16 protein-coding genes are annotated in these 15583 nt (G+C 41.7%); 10 read left to right on the top strand and 6 right to left on the bottom strand.

Annotated features, from left to right (window positions below; genetic code table 11):
• The first annotated feature begins 64 nt into the window (after positions 1 to 64).
• The 3 genes from OU792_RS09195 to OU792_RS09185 are packed head-to-tail and all read left to right on the top strand — an operon-like array spanning position 65 to position 2703.
• The gene (locus OU792_RS09195; RefSeq protein WP_026945286.1) at positions 65 to 910 is read left to right on the top strand and encodes a LiaF transmembrane domain-containing protein; all 846 of its coding nucleotides are present in this window, start codon (positions 65 to 67) and stop codon (positions 908 to 910) included.
• 27 nt (positions 911 to 937) lie between these two features.
• On the top strand, positions 938 to 1978 hold the full coding sequence (locus OU792_RS09190) for a sensor histidine kinase (RefSeq protein ID WP_274670004.1): 1041 nt from the start codon (positions 938 to 940) through the stop codon (positions 1976 to 1978).
• Positions 1975 to 2703, top strand: a complete 729-nt coding sequence (locus OU792_RS09185) for a LytR/AlgR family response regulator transcription factor (RefSeq protein ID WP_274670003.1) — start codon at positions 1975 to 1977, stop codon at positions 2701 to 2703. Before OU792_RS09190 ends, OU792_RS09185 begins: the two co-directional genes overlap by 4 nt.
• Positions 2704 to 2751: 48 nt before the next feature.
• On the opposite strand, the gene OU792_RS09180 is transcribed toward OU792_RS09185, so the two are convergent.
• Together OU792_RS09180 and OU792_RS09175 are read right to left on the bottom strand one after the other, a co-directional pair.
• Positions 2752 to 2973, bottom strand: coding sequence for a DUF2795 domain-containing protein (locus OU792_RS09180; protein ID WP_024284896.1), 222 nt, complete (start codon positions 2971 to 2973; stop codon positions 2752 to 2754).
• Between the two features lie 77 nt (positions 2974 to 3050).
• Positions 3051 to 4298, bottom strand: coding sequence for a DUF349 domain-containing protein (locus OU792_RS09175; protein ID WP_274670002.1), 1248 nt, complete (start codon positions 4296 to 4298; stop codon positions 3051 to 3053).
• Positions 4299 to 4428: 130 nt separating this feature from the next.
• On the opposite strand from OU792_RS09175, the gene ettA reads away from it, so the two are divergent.
• The 3 genes from ettA to OU792_RS09160 all read left to right on the top strand — a co-directional run bounded on the left by ettA (position 4429) and on the right by OU792_RS09160 (position 7664).
• Positions 4429 to 6108: an energy-dependent translational throttle protein EttA gene (ettA, locus tag OU792_RS09170; protein ID WP_274670001.1), complete on the top strand. Its 1680-nt coding sequence runs from the start codon at positions 4429 to 4431 to the stop codon at positions 6106 to 6108.
• Between the two features lie 103 nt (positions 6109 to 6211).
• Entirely contained in the window at positions 6212 to 6409 is a 198-nt protein-coding gene (locus OU792_RS09165; protein WP_274670000.1) for a hypothetical protein, read from the top strand.
• A gap of 52 nt (positions 6410 to 6461) precedes the next feature.
• Positions 6462 to 7664, top strand: a complete 1203-nt coding sequence (locus OU792_RS09160; protein ID WP_274669999.1) for a 6-bladed beta-propeller — start codon at positions 6462 to 6464, stop codon at positions 7662 to 7664.
• Here OU792_RS09160 and OU792_RS09155 read toward each other — a convergent pair.
• Positions 7595 to 8902 (bottom strand): metallophosphoesterase, encoded by a 1308-nt coding sequence (locus tag OU792_RS09155; RefSeq protein WP_274669998.1) that lies wholly within the window; start codon positions 8900 to 8902, stop codon positions 7595 to 7597. The two genes, OU792_RS09160 and OU792_RS09155, sit on opposite strands and share 70 nt — an antisense overlap.
• 210 nt (positions 8903 to 9112) lie before the next feature.
• Between OU792_RS09155 and OU792_RS09150 the strand changes: the two genes are divergently transcribed.
• Complete coding sequence (locus OU792_RS09150) at positions 9113 to 10417, top strand: pyridoxal phosphate-dependent aminotransferase (protein WP_026945293.1); 1305 nt, start codon at positions 9113 to 9115, stop codon at positions 10415 to 10417.
• Between the two features lie 11 nt (positions 10418 to 10428).
• On the opposite strand, the gene dinB is transcribed toward OU792_RS09150, so the two are convergent.
• The 3 genes from dinB to OU792_RS09135 are packed head-to-tail and all read right to left on the bottom strand — an operon-like array spanning position 10429 to position 13534.
• Positions 10429 to 11529, bottom strand: a complete 1101-nt coding sequence (dinB, locus tag OU792_RS09145) for a DNA polymerase IV (protein ID WP_134202306.1) — start codon at positions 11527 to 11529, stop codon at positions 10429 to 10431.
• Positions 11519 to 12754 carry an anthranilate synthase component I family protein gene (locus tag OU792_RS09140; RefSeq protein ID WP_274669997.1) on the bottom strand — a complete coding sequence of 412 codons (1236 nt, stop codon included), beginning with the start codon at positions 12752 to 12754 and terminating at the stop codon, positions 11519 to 11521. Before OU792_RS09140 ends, dinB begins: the two co-directional genes overlap by 11 nt.
• Positions 12755 to 12811: 57 nt before the next feature.
• On the bottom strand, positions 12812 to 13534 hold the full coding sequence (locus tag OU792_RS09135) for a YceI family protein (RefSeq protein ID WP_026945296.1): 723 nt from the start codon (positions 13532 to 13534) through the stop codon (positions 12812 to 12814).
• A gap of 113 nt (positions 13535 to 13647) precedes the next feature.
• Between OU792_RS09135 and OU792_RS09130 the strand changes: the two genes are divergently transcribed.
• The 3 genes from OU792_RS09130 (at position 13648) to OU792_RS09120 (ending at position 15572) form a co-directional block, all read left to right on the top strand.
• Positions 13648 to 14169, top strand: a complete 522-nt coding sequence (locus tag OU792_RS09130; protein ID WP_051260695.1) for a gamma carbonic anhydrase family protein — start codon at positions 13648 to 13650, stop codon at positions 14167 to 14169.
• Between the two features lie 69 nt (positions 14170 to 14238).
• Complete coding sequence (locus OU792_RS09125; RefSeq protein WP_222584700.1) at positions 14239 to 14760, top strand: hypothetical protein; 522 nt, start codon at positions 14239 to 14241, stop codon at positions 14758 to 14760.
• A gap of 98 nt (positions 14761 to 14858) precedes the next feature.
• Positions 14859 to 15572 carry an esterase family protein gene (locus OU792_RS09120; RefSeq protein ID WP_274669996.1) on the top strand — a complete coding sequence of 238 codons (714 nt, stop codon included), beginning with the start codon at positions 14859 to 14861 and terminating at the stop codon, positions 15570 to 15572.
• Positions 15573 to 15583: the final 11 nt, after the last annotated feature.

The following is a 15583-nucleotide window of genomic DNA, read 5'->3' as shown; positions in this document are numbered from 1 at the left end:
ATAGTATTCTTGAATTGGCGGTAGCTGAGATAGTTTTGATCATCAATTTTAAACAAACAAAGCGATGGCAAACTATTCTAAACCAAAATCCAACAATGACGGAGGCCTGATATTCGGGTTCATTATTCTCGGCCTTGGCGTTTTACTTTTACTTCGAAAGATCGGGATTTTCTATCCCTCCTGGTTACTAAGTTGGCCCATGATTCTCATTGTAATTGGCCTTGTGGTATCCATTAAGCATCAATTCAAATCCTTTTTTGGATTTATCATGCTCTTTTTAGGGGTGTATTTTCTGCTAGAGCGGGAATTCTATTTTGATTTCGGACTTGAAAATTACCTGCTTCCGCTAGGCTTGATAGCATTGGGGATCTACCTGATCACGCAGAAGCAAAAGGAAAAACGAATCATGGAAAATGTCCAGGAGCAAATGCGGAATAAGCAATTCCAGTCAAGTCCTTTGGACTCCAGTGATTCCAGCAGTGCAGAGGCTCAAGCCGGTTCAGATGAGTCGAAGTCAAATACCTCTGATGGAGCCAAGAAAAATTTTCAGGGTATTTCTGGGATTTCTTACAATGATCGTGTCAATATCGATGCAATTTTCTCAGGAGTCAACAAGCGGGTTCTTTCCAAGAAATTTGAAGGTGGTAAACTGACTGCAGCATTTGGAGGAATAGATCTGGATCTGACGCAGGCGGATTTTTCAGGAACTGTTTATTTACAGATAGATGTGATCTTCGGAGGGACTAAGATTCTGGTGCCACCTCATTGGGATGTGCGAGTGGAGATCACCAATATTGCAGCAGGAGTAGAGGATAAGCGAATGTACAGTCAGACAGAAGTAGATCCGGAGAAAGTATTGGTTCTACGTGGTACTTGTTTCTTCGGTGGTTTGGAAATCAGGTCCTTTTAATGGATTTTGAAGAAAAATCAGCAATAAATGCTTGCTAGAGCTTTTCGATCTACCAAAACTTACTATTGGATCATCCAAGGAGCAGGATTGGCCTGGCTCCTTGGTTCTTTTTTGGTCCTGAGCTACTATGGTGTCGAGGACCTGATAGCTGGAATTGATAGCAGTGTCTTTTCCCTTGTTTTTGTAGGGATGGTCATGGTTCTTGACCGGATATTTACTTTTTACAATCCAAAAAGTGGAAAGGTTTTAGTCTTATTGACTTTACCGCTTGCTCTTTCATTTCTTTTTATACTCCTGCATAGGTTGAGTATGGCTTGGGTATTTGAAGAGCATGGAGATTACATCACTTTCCTAAGACAAAACTTCTATTTGAGATGGGCTATTTTGGCATTGGCTGGAGTGATGATTAGCCTGATAGCCATGCTTGTCTCCCGATTGGAGGAGCAGGAGCAAAGTCAGGATCGCGAATTGCATATGCTGGAGCTCAGCAAGGAAGCCGAACTGAGTCAATTAAGGCAGCAATTGCAACCTCATTTTTTGTTTAACAGTCTCAATTCCATCAGTGCTTTGGTAGTCAGTCAGCCTGAAAAAGCCAGAGAAATGGTATTGTTGCTGTCAGATTTTCTGAGAGGAACTATCCGAAAGGATCTGAAGTCCTGGACTACTTTGTCGGAGGAGTTGGAGTACTTGGAGATGTATTTTCAAATCGAAAAGGTACGCTTTGGACATAGACTGAAAGTCGAATTTGATATTTCGGATGATTGCCGTGAACTACAAATTCCCCAACTTTTGATCCAACCACTCCTTGAGAATGCAATCAAACACGGGTTGTACGGAGTAAGGGGAGAGGTTCAAATCCGAGTTCAGGCTAGTGTCGAGTCTCCTTATCTTTTGGTTCATTTGCAGAATCCATACGACTCAGAAGTTCCCCAACAAAAAGGATTGGGCTTTGGACTGAGTTCTGTGAAGCGTAGGCTTTATTTACTTTTTGGTAGAAATGATCTGCTCAGCACCCTTTCAGAAGAAAATATATTTACTGTCACTTTGAAAATCCCCCAGCCAAAATGATCAAAACCCTCATTATCGATGATGAACCCCTAGCTGCGGGTATAGTCGAAGAATTTCTGAGATCAGATAGTCGTTTCGAAATTTTGGAAATATGTCAGGATGGGTTTGAAGGATTGAAGGCCATTCAAAAGCATCAGCCTGACTTGATTTTTCTGGATGTTCAGATGCCAAAGATCACGGGATTTGAGATGCTAGAGCTCTTGGATGAGCCTCCCGCTGTGATATTTACCACGGCTTTTGATGAATACGCGCTGGCTGCTTTTGACGCCAAGGCGATCGATTATTTGCTTAAGCCCTTCTCTAAATCACGATTCCAGCAAGCATTAAACCGTTTTCTGGAGCGATATGAAGCGGAGGAAGGTGGGCAAAATTCGGCTATTTCATCACTTGCCGAAAAGAGTCAGCGGCTCGTGGTACGGGTGAAAAATGAAATCAAAATTATCCCTGTCGATCAGGTAAGCTACTTCGAAGCGGCAGATGACTATGTGAATATTGTGACCGAATCAGGGGCTTTTCTAAAAAAGATGACCATGAAGTCCTTGGAAGAAGCGCTTTCGCCCGATCGTTTTGCGCGGATTCATCGGTCCTATATTTTGAATCTCAATGAAGTCACGCGGATAGAGCCCTATGAAAAGGATAGCTATTTAGTCTTTTTGAGAAATGGGAAAAAGCTACCTGTGAGTAAGACCGGGTACTCCCGACTGAGGCAGGTCTTGGGAATTTAAAATCCCAGGTAGAAAGAAAAAGCCCCGAAAATATCCGAGGCTTTGGCATTAATATTCATCTTCATTAAAGAAGAAATCGTCTTTGGTCGGGTAATCTGGCCAAATTTCTTCGATGGTCTCATAAGGTTCCCCATCATCTTCCAGTTCTTGGAGGTTTTCTACCACTTCCATCGGTGCGCCGGAGCGAATTGCATAATCAATCAATTCGTCCTTGGTCGCTGGCCATGGAGCATCTTCCAAGTAGGAGGCTAGTTCGAGTGTCCAGTACATAGTATTCGTTTTAGAGTGTTCCGGATTTTAAAGGCTGCAAAATTATCTATTTTTTTAAATATGTAAGCTTGTACTGATTATTTCTGAGAAAGTTGCTTCAAAACATAATTTTTTACGTCTACTTTCCGCTTCAGTCCAAATAACTTTTTTTTCATCATGATTTCAAAATCGCTGCTCCTGACCTGAAAATTGTCCGAATTATTTTGAGCAGTCTCATATTCTGTCTGATCTCGATGAAGAAGATCTCTCAGTAAAGCAGTTTTGATCTGATTTTGTTCCATTTCTGATTTTTGATCAAAATCAGCATATTTTCCATGCACAAGTTTGTCCAAGAATGCTTTCTCAAAAACAATGTCTGAGAAGAATTGAAAGGACCGCGCTAGTAAATTCGCGTCTTTTGGTTTCTTAGGAGGAAGCTTTCTCCATTCTTGCTGAATTTCCTTCGCTCTTGCGATCAACTCAGGTGAAGTGTCCTTTCCGGCCAGTTTCTTGATTTCTTCTGTCAGTGTTTCCACCCTTTTCATCACCTCTCGGGGATGCATTTGTGGACCTGGATTTAGTGTTCGCTTGTATTTCGAGAAGATTCGGTTGTTCAGCTTGGAAAACTCATCCCAAAGAGGCTGACGCTTTTCGGCAGGAACTTTCCCGGCAGATTTCCATTCTTTTTGGATTTTCTTACTGATCTCAAAGGCCATCTTCGCATCTGGCAAGTCATGGGCTTCTCGGGCCTGTACCACCAGTGACTCATAGACCTTGATATTTTCTTCGGCTTGCAGAGCCATTCCTTCGAAGAAATGTCTACGGTTTTCGAAGAAATGCTGAACCGCTTCTTGGAATTGATTTTCAATCCCCTCTTCAAGTTCTTTTTCTACGGGACCGGTTTTGATCCAACGCATCTTTAGATCCTTAAATGCCTGTGCTGTTTCTTTCCAGTCTGTATCATCCTTGAGGGCTTCTGCCTCTTGGATCAAACCCTTTTTGATCTCAAAGTTTTTGGCACGGTTTGCCTGAATGATTTCATTGAGGTATTCTTCTAGGCCGTTCAGTTCTTCGATTATCGGCACGAAATCACCCAAGGCATCGGATTCATAGAGCGAATCACGCAGGTGAATCAGCTTCATGAGGAAAGAACCCTTGTTTTGGTTTTCTTCAATATCCTTTTTGAGCTTCTCTACCTTCTCCTGAATCTGAGTGAATCTATCCTCAAAATAGGCAATGGTCGAAGGTTCATCTTCTTTCACCTCTCCAATTTCCCGATCAGGTTTTCCCAAAAATCCCTTCAGAAAGACCTTGTTGTCTTTGATATATCCGTACGGATGCTCCATTGCACTACAGTAGGTTAGGTGGTTGTTTTCAATTTTCCGCAAATTAATTAATTCAAAAGCACTTATCCTAAGAATGGCCTTTTTTTGCATCTTTGCTATTTAACGCAAATTTTCAGGAAAAATTCAACGCATGAGCGCAGAAAAAATCATCTTTTCGATGGCAGGGGTCTCAAAAGTCTATCCCCCGCAGAAAAAAGTACTCAAAGATATCTATCTCTCATTTTTCTATGGTGCCAAAATAGGCGTCCTAGGTTTGAATGGCTCGGGTAAGTCTTCCTTGCTCCGGATCATTGCAGGCATTGACAAGGATTACCTCGGCGAAGTGGTATTTTCCCCAGGATACTCTGTAGGAATGCTGGAACAAGAGCCTAAGCTCGATCCGACCAAAACAGTCAAAGAAGTAGTAGAGGAGGCCGTAGCTGACACGGTCAATCTGCTCAAAGAATTTGAAGAGATCAACGAAAAATTCATGGATCCGGCCTTGATGGAAGATCCGGATGTGATGAATAAGCTGATCGAGCGTCAGGGTGAGGTTCAGGAAAAACTGGACGCAGCCAATGCTTGGGAACTGGATGTCATGCTGGACAAGGCTATGGATGCCTTGAGACTTCCTCCTGCAGAGGCCAACGTAGCCAATCTTTCTGGAGGAGAAAAGCGAAGGGTTGCTCTTTGCCGTCTTCTACTTATGGAGCCGGACGTACTCCTCTTGGATGAACCCACCAACCATTTGGATGCAGAATCTGTCCACTGGCTGGAGCAGCATTTGCAAAACTATAAGGGTACGGTCATCGCAGTGACCCACGACCGATACTTCCTGGATAACGTAGCCGGCTGGATTTTGGAATTGGATCGAGGAGAAGGGATTCCGTGGAAAGGGAATTATTCCTCTTGGCTGGAGCAAAAGCAAAACCGACTAAAGCAAGAAGAAAAAACCGAATCCAAGCGTCAGAAGACTTTGGAGCGGGAATTGGAATGGATTCGTATGTCGCCCAAAGCCCGACAGTCTAAAGGCAAGGCCCGTCTAAATGCTTATGATAAGTTGGTCGGAGAAGAAGCAAAAGAGAAAGAAGCGAAGTTGGAGCTTTTCATCCCGCCGGGACCACGATTGGGAGCCAAAGTCATTGAGGCAAATAATGTTTCGAAGGCTTATGGGGATAAGTTATTGTTTGAAAACTTAAGTTTTGCTTTGCCACAAGGTGGGATAGTCGGAATCATCGGTCCAAATGGTGCCGGTAAAACTACTTTGTTTAAACTGATCACCGGTCAGGAAAAGCCTGATTCAGGTAATTTTGAAGTGGGAGAGACCGTACAGCTTTCCTATGTAGATCAAGAGCATGATTCTTTGGATCCGAATAAGACGGTGTACCAGATTATTTCGGATGGGAATGAGCATATGAAGCTAGGCAACAAGGAAGTTAATTCCCGTGCCTATGTGTCCAAGTTCAACTTTGCCGGAGCAGATCAGGAAAAGAAAGTTGGAGTACTCTCAGGCGGTGAGCGTAATCGGGTTCACCTGGCCATGATGCTGAAAGAAGGCGGAAACTTGCTGCTTTTGGACGAACCGACGAACGACTTGGATGTAAACACGCTACGAGCCTTGGAAGAAGCTTTGGAAAACTTCGGTGGCTGTGCGGTGATCATTTCCCACGACCGTTGGTTCTTGGATCGTATCTGTACGCATATTTTGGCTTTTGAAGGTGATTCTCAGGTATATTGGTTTGAAGGTAATTTCACCGACTATGAGGAAAACAAGAAAAAGCGGCTTGGTGATGTGACGCCGAAGCGAATTCGGTATAAGAATTTGAAGTAGTATTAAAGGATTTAGTAAGAAATAAACTCCCTCAAAAAGAAATTCTTGAGGGAGTTGTTTTTTAATAATTAGTTTGATTTCTTACATAAAATATTTTTAGCCCATGAGTCAGCGAAGATTTAGATTTCACATAGCCATGATTCTGATTGCTTTGGTGATTGGAGGCCTTTCTTTATGGCAAAGTGGTTTATGGCTTAATGAATCAGATACTGTCCCTAATTTTACTGCGATTGCCATGGTTTTTCTGGTTATTTCGCAGGGAATGATGCTGAAAGCAGGATTGAAAAAAGGTAAAGACTAGGTTGATTTTAAAAAAAAATGACTGACAGTCTATTGATATTTTCTGACTAATTATGAAGTCTATATTTAGATATCCTTTTCTTTTTTTGATTGTCATTGGATTGTTTTCCTGTAACTCCAAGCAGGAGTATCGATTTGATACAGAAGAAAAAGAGATTTTGATTGACCTTGACCAACCGATCACCTTCGATGCCAGTCAATTTTTTGATACCTGTTTTATAGTTCCTTTGGATGATAGGGAGTTGATCGGGGAGGTAAGTGAGGTGTATTTTGATCAAGAAAAAATAATTATAACAGATAGGAAAATCACTCAGAGAATCTTTCAATTTGATTGGAAAGGGAATCTATTAAGGCTGATCGGAACTGAAGGTGAAGGGCCGGGAGAGTATAAATTTCAGAGAGATGTGCAGCTCCTATCTGATGATGAGATAATAATCTATAGTAATGCTACCAATAAACTGGTTTTTCAAAACATTTTTGAGAAAAAAGGGCGCGATTTGAAATTAGATACACTAGGTCCATTGACAGATTTCAAGTGGTTCAATAGTAAGTATCACCTAACTCGGGAGAATAGTTCGTACCAAAGTAATCAGATTATTATTCTTGATTCGTCCTTTAAGGTTTTAAAACAAATTGATTTAAATGAAAAGTTTCTTTCTCAAGATCAATCCAAATATGGGATGGGTAAGGATCATCTTATCTTTCCAAAATGGGAAAAAGAAGGTTTTTATTTTTCTGATACAGAAAATCCATATTTCTTGGATTTTGATAATGATCAGCTCAAAGATATTTATCGTGTTCGCTTTTCAGAACGGGAGGTTGATTATTCAAGAATCAGTACTGGTTCCGAACTAGGTAAGCTCAACATGGCCAAGGAGTTTAATTTGGTTTATTTTTCAAATAATTTACAAGTCCATTCTGACTTTATGTTTTTAGGCTTTGGTGAAGGAATTTACTCTAAAATGGCTATTTGGGATAAAAAGTCAAAAATAGCTTACCCAATTAAAAATATTGAGAATGATTTGACTATTATTCCGGGTATCAATTCGATTGGAATTAGTGTAGAACTCAGTTCTCAACTAGGGTATCATCTATTTGTGATAGATGCCCCTATGTTATTAGATATGTTAGAGGAGGTTAAAACAAAAGATAATTTTTACCTAGAGAGGTTGCGAGCTTTAAATATTCAGAGTGATGATAATCCAGTTTTACTCTTTTTTCGATTCAAAGAAAGGGTAGAGTTAGATTTTCCATAGGTCTTATTAATGTATTCCTTTTTCCTCCTCAACTCCAGCACAGTAATCTCAGGCCAAATTCCCACTCTTCCCGGAAAGGCCAAAAACCCAAAACCCCGATTGACGTGGAGGTAGCGACCCAATTCTTCGTAGAGCCCGGCCCATTTCGGATAGCGAAGGGAAGCGGGACTCCATCTGATAAATCCAGGAATCTCAATTCCAAACTGCATCCCGTGGGTATGCCCACTCAGGGTGAGATGGATCAGTTGGGAGAATTTTTTGACTACCTCATCAAAGTGGGAGGGATCGTGACTCATCAGAATCTTAAAACTTTTTTCTTCCAGATTGGTGGTAGCTTTGTTTAGATCCCCGTATTGAGCAAAGCCTTTTCCCCAGTTTTCCACGCCGATTAGGTCTATGCTGGAATTTCCTTTTTGAATTTTTATACTTTCGTTTCGAAGAAGTTTGAAGCCCAATTCTTCCTGGATTTTGCAAAGGCGCTGAAGATTCTGGACCTTGGCTTCTCTGCTTGGCCAAGCCACATAGTCCCCATAGTCATGATTACCCAAAATGGAATACTTGCCCATCGGAGCCTTTAGCTTTTGGAAAGTCCCGATCCAGGGTTCCATTTCTCCTGCATGATTATTCACCAAGTCACCCGTAAATAGAATCATATCTGACTCCTGCTGATTGATGAGGTCCACTCCGTATTCCAGTTTTTCTTTGTTGTCGAAGCTTCCGGAGTGAATATCCGAAATTTGGGTGATAGTAAATCCATCAAATTCCTCCGGGAGGTCATCAAATTCCAGGGTATGCTTCATCACCCGGTAGCGGTATTTTCCAATCAGTACCCCATGCAGGGTTCCCAAAAAAGGAATGGCAGAAAGTAGCAGGGCGGTTTGGCTGATAAATTTCCGTCGCTCTGGCAAGAAATCCCCATTGTTAGTTCCACTGATCGACTGAAAAACACCTCTAGCAATTCGTGTGATATCTTCACCGAAAAGAAAAACCAGAATAATCAGCTTAGGGAGGATAGAAAGCACCAGAAGTGAGATCAGCCTTCCGAAATTCAAACCAACATTGATTCGGTCAAAAGTCAGGAAAACGAAGATGGCGAATAGGTAAATCCCAATTGAAAACACCCAAAAACCGATTTTGACCCAGTTTTGGTTTGGAAAGAGTGTTTTGAAAGCTTGGTAAGAATACCAATCAATAAGTCCTAGAAAGAGCAGGAAGAATAGAATACGGATAAAAACCACTTAGAAATAGAATTTTAAAGGAAGGGAATCGGGCAATAAAATAGGTAAACGGAAAGGATATAATCAAGTTGGAAAATACCTTGGGTAAACCTCTTAGGCTGAAAGAAGTTTCGTGAGCTTATGGACTTTCCTTTTTGTCTGGCATTTAAAAAATCACCTTACTTTTCCTTTTCTTTGTGAGGAATTTTTCACCAACCAGCCTCTTACACTATGAGACAGCTACTCCTCAGACCAGGAGCCGAAGAACTCTCCTATGAAATTCGTGGAATTGTCAAGAAAGCAAGGCAAATCGAGGCCTTGGGCTATGGGATGACCTGGGAGAATATCGGGGATCCAATCCAGAAGAATAATCAGATTCCAGACTGGATGAAATCCATTATTTCTGAGCTGCTTAAGGAAGATCAAACCTACGGATATGCCGACTCCAAAGGGGTACTGGAAACGAGGAGATTTCTTGCTGATCTCAATAATGAAAAAGGAGGCGCTCAAATTTCAGCAGAAGATGTTTTATTCTTCAATGGGCTAGGAGATGCAATCGCCAAATTGTATCAATTTTTGGTACCAACAGCCCGGATCATCGGTCCTTCTCCCGCATACTCTACCCACAGCTCTGCAGAGGCTGCTCATGCCAATGCGGCTCCAATTACCTACAAACTCGATCCGGATAATCAGTGGCTTCCGGACATGGAGGACCTGTACCTGAAAGTCAAATACAATCCGTCCATTGTCGGGATTCTGATTATCAACCCCGACAATCCAACCGGGATGGTGTATCCCAAAGAGATATTAGAAGGCTTTGTGAGAATAGCAGAGGAATTTAAGCTTCTGCTAATCGCTGATGAGATCTATCAGAATATTACCTACAATGGTATCAAAGCAGTTGCCCTTGCTGAAGTAATCGGAAGCCGTCCTGCAATTTCATTGAAAGGAATTTCCAAGGAATTCCCATGGCCTGGAGCACGCTGTGGCTGGATGGAATTTTACAATCGGGAAGCTTCTGAGGAGTTTTCCAAGCTCTGCCAGACATTGGAAAATGCCAAGATGATCGAGGTTTGCTCAACCATTTTACCGCAGCTATCCATTCCAAGGATTATGAGTCATCCTGCCTATTTCTCTTATCGAGAGAGAGCGAATGCGCAAATTGGAAAACGCAGTGACTGGATGCGAGAGATTTTGGGTGATATCAATGGGATTAAGTTTAACCCAACCCAAGGGGCTTTTTACAATACCATTGTTTTTGAGGAAGGAAGACTTTCTGAAAATCAATTTCTGCCCATCGAAGACCAGAAATTGAAAGATTTACTGGATTCTTGGCTCACTGAACCCAATATGCCATTGGATAAGCGATTTGTCTATTATTTACTAGCTGCTGAGCGGATTTGTGTCGTTCCGATTTCCTCGTTTTGTTCTGATTTGCGAGGATTTCGAGTAACGCTGCTGGAGGAGAATGAGGAGGTATTTAAAGATACTTTTACTCGTCTGGGAAAGGCCATTGAATTCTATTTGAATAGCTGAAAAGTCCAGCTTTATTCAAAAGGGATTTTCAGCTGCTCTCCAAAATGCACCTGTTCTTCAGTGATATTGAGGTTGGAAAGGCCAAGCCCCAAGAGCCTGATGGCTTTGGGGATTTCTTCCTGCCTTAACAGCTCTAGACCCACTTCCCAGATTTGAGCCGGTTCGGGATATTGTTCCAAAGTTTTGCTTCGAGTCTGTTGGGTAAAGTCAGCGTATTTAAGTTTGATCGTAACCGTTCGGCCTTTGATTCCCCCTTTTTGGCTTCGCTTGATTACCTCTTCGAAAATTGATTTCAATTCCATTTCCATTTCCTCGAGGCTGATGAGGTCCTTTTCGAAGGTGTTTTCTGCACTGAGACTCTTTCGGACCCGGTGAGGCTGAACCTCTGACAGGTGAATTCCTCGCACGATATTGTAGTAGTGAAGGCCGGACTTGCCAAATTTCTTGGTGAGGAATTGGAGGGAAAATTCCTTGAGATCTTTGCCGTTGAATATTCCGAGCTTTTCCATTTTTTCGGCTGTGACCTTTCCTATTCCAAAGAATTTTTTGATCGGAAGCTTTTCTAAAAATTCTTCGGCTTCTTCAGGCAAAATCACTGCTTGTCCATTGGGCTTATTTAGATCGGAAGCGATTTTTGCCAAAAACTTATTGTAGCTGACCCCTGCTGAGGCATTCAGTCCTGTTTTTTCTTTGATTTTTTGCCGTATCTGCCTGGCGATTAAAATGGCGGACTTGAGCCCCATTTTATTTTCCGTCACATCCAAAAATGCTTCATCCAAAGAAAGGGGCTCAACCAAGTCAGTGTATTCAAAGAATATTTCCCTGATCTGCCGTGAGAGCTCTCGATAGCGGTCAAATCGATGAGGTGCAAAAATAAGATGCGGACATTTCCTAGCTGCCAAAACGGAGGACATGGCTGAGTGAATTCCATATTTTCTCGCTTCATAGCTAGCGGCTGCCACCACGCCTCTTGCCGCATTACCTCCAACTACCAGAGGCTTTCCACGCCATTCAGGATGGTCCAGTTGCTCCACCGAGGCATAGAAGGCATCCATGTCGACATGGATTATTTTTCGGATGATTTGGCTAGGATTACTTTCTTTATTTTCCACTCAGGACCTCCAGGATAGCATTTGCTTTTAGCAGACATTCATCATACTCTTGCTCAGCTTCGGCATCGATGGTGATGGCACTGCCTACAGCAAAATAGAGTTTTTTGCTCGATTGATCTAAGATGATGCTCCTGATTATTACCGAAAAGTCAAAATCCCCACTTTCGTTTATGAAACCCAAGGCTCCTGAAAACCAGCCTCTTTTGAAGTTTTCGAATTGTTCAATGAGCTCCATGGTTTTGATTTTGGGGGCACCTGTCATACTTCCCATCGGAAAAGTGGCCTCAATGATTTGTCTAAAGGTTGCATTTGGTTTGAGGGTAGCCGATACAGTACTGATCATTTGATGCACTCTGGGAAAAGAGTAGAGTCCAAAGAGCTCTGGAACCTCAACCGATCCTATTTCCGAGACTTTGGATAGGTCATTGCGCATGAGGTCTGTGATCATGAGGTTCTCCGCACGTTCCTTCTCACTTGCATGGAGCTGCTTTTTGTTTTTGAGGTCTTCTGCTTCATTTTGTCCCCTTTTGGCAGTTCCTTTGATCGGCTGGGCGATGAGTTGATTCCCTGTTTTTTTCAGGAAACGTTCTGGTGAGGCAGATAGAATGTATTTTTCCCCAGCTTTAAAAAGTGCCGCAAATGGCATCGGAGACTTTTTATTCAACCTGAGAAAGGTATAGACTGGGTCCATGTCTTCAAAATCCGCTTGGTACGCTATGCAATAGTTCATTTCATAGGTATTGCCCTCACGGATCTCATCCTGAATCATTCGAAAATTTTTCAGATATTCCTCTTTGCTTGTCTGAGAATGAATGTTAATTGATGTCGTTTTTGGTTTTGGGCAAACTAGATTGAAAATTTCTGGTGGTAATGGCTGGCTAGAACTGATCTCCGAATTATTCCAGGATAGCTGGAGTTCGGGCTGGAAAAACAGAAAGTCAGGTAGCTCAAAGAAACTCGGGTTTTTACTCGATAGTTTCTCGATCTGATTTTTAAAATCATAAGAAAAAATACCGGCCAGAGCTTCTTTCGAATATCTTTTTTCAAGCTCTTCGATTGAATTGATTGCTTGGTTTCCGGTTAGAATTTGATTGGGAAATGGGTCTTTGGGGTAGGAGTGATTATTCCCCTGAGTTAAAAGATAGTGACTGTAATTTTGATCAATCCAGCGAAGTAAATGAGGGAGATCTTTTTCTTCTGAAAATGGATAGGTGTGCGAGTTCACAATACAAAAAAAAGGGAATTCCGAAGAATTCCCTTGATTAAAATTGGTTGATTGTAATTAGTTTGCTTTTACGTCAAGCATCAAAGATACAGTATTGTAGATAAACTGATCTTTTGCCTTGTCAACTGCGTTAGCTTCGTCTCCGTAAGAAAGACCCCACTCAGTACGATCAATGTTGAAGCCTGCTTTTGCAGTAACTACACCATTTTCCATCGCAACTGCAGCTGGGAACTTGATGTTTTTGGAAGTACCTCTCATGGTCAAGTTTCCGCTGATCCAATGAGTAGGAGTTTCTGGAGAAAGCTCAGATGCAGCCATTGGCGTATTGTCTGTCTCGAATTGCTCCATATCTGCAATTACATCACCAGCAGCGAAAGGCTCGATTCCTGTAATTTCAAAAGTTGCAGTTGGATGGTTGGCAGCATCGAAGAAATCAGGAGACTGCAAGTGACCCCAAAGTTTGCCGTAGTTCTCAGAACCTTCCTCTAGGTCTTCGATTTTCAAACCTGTGATGTCAAATGTGAATTTTCCACCTGTAATTTCATCACCAGTCACTACCAAAGAACCTTCGGTAGCGGGGATTTTTCCGAAGTGTTGACCAGCCGGCTTGTATCCTCTCCAAGAGATGGTAGTCGCATCCATGTCTAGGTTTAGAGTTTGTCCAGTAGCTTCTGCTACTTCTTTAGCTTCAGATGTTTCTACAGTTTCACTTGGTGCGCCGCATGCGAATGTCAAAAGGGCAGCCGAAAGAAATAGGCCTGTTTGTTTAAATAACTTCATAATGGTTTGTGTTTAGTTTCAAATTTGATGTATATACACGGAAAACCAAAATTAAAACAAAAAGTTCTGGTTCTCAGATTTTTTTTTGAATTTGTTCAAAAATCAAAAACTCAATGCAGGAACCCTTAATAATGGAGCTAAACGGCAAAAAGCCAATTTTCGGAGAGTCATGCTGGCTAGCGCCAAATGCCACTGTGGTCGGTGATGTCATCATGGGAGATGAATGTACGGTTTGGTTCAATGCCGTGGTACGAGGAGATGTGCATGAAATCCGGATAGGCAATCAAACAAATATTCAAGATGGGGTAGTCATCCATTGTACCTACCAAAAAGCCGGAACCTACATAGGCGATCAGGTATCTATCGCTCATAATGCGGTAGTGCATGGCTGTACGATTCATGATCGGGTCTTGGTAGGAATGGGGGCGATCATTATGGATGGAGCTGTTGTGCACTCTGGAGCAGTGATTGCCGCGGGTGCTGTGGTCTTGGCAAATACGGTGGTAGAGGCAAATTCCATTTATGCAGGTATGCCAGCCAAAAAAGTCAAAGAAATAGGTCCTGAGATGAAAGAAGTCATCGAACGAACAGCCAGAAATTACCCAATGTATTCTAAATGGTTTCAAAAAGGCTGATAAAAAATCCATTTAGAATTTTTTAACTAATTGATATTGAGTAAATTCGGATTCTTTTAAAGCTTTTTTATGGAATCAACTTTTAGAAGTTTATCTCAAAAGGGATCATTAATCGCCTTTTTCTTGATGATGATTGCTTTTAATTTATCGCTTTCCTTTTTTATGCCTAAGGAATATGCGCTGGATTTGAAATTTGCCTATACATTTTCGGAAGCATGGAATTCCCTCTCAGCAATGGATATGGATACAAGAGACCTTTATCGGAAGGGGATATGGTTTCTTGATTTACCGTATTTGATTGTATACAGTGTCTTTTTCTCAGGATTACTATACAGGCTGATGGGGATGAAGCGAGTTGTCTTCCTTCCTTTTTTGGTAGCTTCCTTTGATTTTATTGAAAACCTACTGGTATTACGACTATTGAAGATTTTTCCAGAGCCTTCTAAGGTACTTACCCTAACAGCCTCCGTTGCTACGACCTTAAAATGGATTGCCGTGGCTATTATGCTTGGGATAGTACTGTTCGGTATTTTCCGATTAGTCTTTTCTAAGAAATATTTTCCTCAATCTTCTTCTAGGTCTAGGCTTTGATTTTTTAATTTTTGAGTAAAGAAGAATATCCTTTGCTTTTCAAGATATTTTGAATAGTTTTTCAAAACTTACGACCATTAATCTTTTTGGGAAATTTTATGAAAGAGGAATATTTCAAATGGTATTCTCCCCATCTCAATCGAGAGGTTCAGATGTTGACTTTTGGACATGCAGGCTATCCGGTGGTAGTTTTTCCTACATCCAAAGGATCCTTTCACGAAAACCGAGACATGGGTTTGATCGGTTCTGCCCAATGGTATATTGAGCAGGGTTTGATTCAGGTTTTTTGTCCAGAAAGTAATGATGCTGACAGCTTTTACAACAGAAACATTCATCCCCATCAACGCATCCAAAATCACGTGGCTTATGATAAAATGATCTGCCATGAGATTGTGGAGCGTATTCGGTTGAATACGGCTGTAGCAAAGGTCGTCGTAGCGGGCTGTAGCTTTGGAGGCTATCATGCTGCCAACTTTGCCTTCCGGCATCCGGGCTATGTCAGCCACATGTTTAGCATGTCAGGTGCCTTTGATATTCGGGATTTCATGGATGGATATAACCATGATGATATTTATTATAACAGCCCCTTAGAATATCTTCCGGGATTAAATGATGATGAGCTATGGAAGATGGATATTGTACTGGGTACTTCCAATTGGGATATCTGTTTTGATGCAAATCTGAAATTAGACGACTGTCTCAATAAAAAAGGTGTCCCCCATTGGCTGGATGTGAGGCAGGATAGAGTCCATGATTGGGATGTCTGGAAAGAGATGTTTCCGCACTATTTAAGTAGAATTAAGTTTGATTAAACCATTTTATC

This window comes from Algoriphagus sp. NF (assembly GCF_028823735.1).
In the GTDB taxonomy this organism is placed as follows: domain Bacteria; phylum Bacteroidota; class Bacteroidia; order Cytophagales; family Cyclobacteriaceae; genus Algoriphagus; species Algoriphagus marincola.
The sequence above is the reverse complement of the archived record's forward strand: the minus strand, read 5'-3'. Positions and strand labels throughout refer to the sequence as shown.